The sequence below is a fragment of the Methylobacterium sp. D53M genome, from assembly GCF_053345625.1.
Window position 1 is genome coordinate 1 of record NZ_JBKFAL010000079.1, and the last position, 1,191, is coordinate 1,191.

1 protein-coding gene is annotated in these 1,191 nt (G+C 67.2%); it reads right to left on the reverse strand.

Annotated features, from left to right (window positions below; genetic code table 11):
- The gene (gene tuf, locus ACLBYG_RS31560; RefSeq protein ID WP_020093754.1) at positions 1–1,191 is read right to left on the reverse strand and encodes an elongation factor Tu; all 1,191 of its coding nucleotides are present in this window, start codon (positions 1,189–1,191) and stop codon (positions 1–3) included.

The following is a 1,191-nucleotide window of genomic DNA, read 5'->3' on the forward strand; positions in this document are numbered from 1 at the left end:
TCAGTCGTTGATGGCGGCGACGACGCCGGCGCCGACGGTGCGGCCGCCCTCGCGGATGGCGAAGCGCAGCTTCTCCTCCATGGCCACCGGCACGATCAGCGCCACGTCCATGGTCACGTTGTCGCCCGGCATCACCATCTCGGTGCCCTCCGGCAGCGTGCAGATCCCGGTCACGTCCGTGGTCCGGAAGTAGAACTGCGGCCGGTAGTTGGTGAAGAACGGCGTGTGGCGGCCGCCCTCCTCCTTGGTCAGGATGTACGCCTCGGCCTTGAACTTCGAGTGCGGCTTCACCGAACCCGGCTTGCACACGACCTGGCCGCGCTCCACGTCCTCGCGCTTCGTGCCGCGCAGCAGCACGCCGACGTTGTCGCCCGCCTGCCCCTGGTCGAGCAGCTTGCGGAACATCTCCACGCCCGTCACCGTCGTCTTGGTGGTCGCCCGGATGCCGACGATCTCGACTTCCTCGCCCACCTTCACGATGCCGCGCTCGACGCGACCCGTCACCACCGTGCCGCGGCCCGAGATCGAGAACACGTCCTCGATCGGCATCAGGAACGGCATGTCGATCGGACGCTCCGGCTGCGGGATGTAGCTGTCCACGGTCGCCATCAGCGCCAGGACCGCCTCCTTGCCGATCTTCGGCTCCTTGTCCTCAAGCGCCATCAGCGCCGAGCCCTTGGTGATCGGGATGTCGTCGCCCGGGAAGTCGTACTTCGACAGCAGCTCGCGCACCTCCAGCTCGACCAGCTCCAGGAGTTCCTCGTCGTCGACCATGTCGACCTTGTTGAGGAACACCACCAGCGCCGGGACGCCGACCTGGCGGGCCAGCAGGATGTGCTCGCGGGTCTGCGGCATCGGGCCGTCGGCCGCCGACACCACCAGGATCGCGCCGTCCATCTGCGCCGCGCCCGTGATCATGTTCTTCACGTAGTCGGCGTGGCCGGGGCAGTCCACGTGCGCGTAGTGACGGTTCTGCGTCTCGTACTCCACGTGCGCCGTCGAGATCGTGATCCCGCGCGCCTTCTCCTCAGGCGCCTTGTCGATCTGGTCGTAGGCCGTGAACGTCGCCCCGCCCGTCTCGGCCAGGACCTTCGTGATCGCCGCCGTCAGAGACGTCTTGCCGTGATCGACGTGGCCGATCGTGCCAATGTTGCAGTGCGGCTTGGTGCGGGAGAACTTTTCCTTGCCCAT

What these genes read in the sequence shown, in the direction of transcription:
- tuf (WP_020093754.1), bottom strand. Translation starts at nt 1,191, where the DNA reads ATGGGCAAGGAAAAGTTCTCCCGCACCAAGCCGCACTGCAACATTGGC.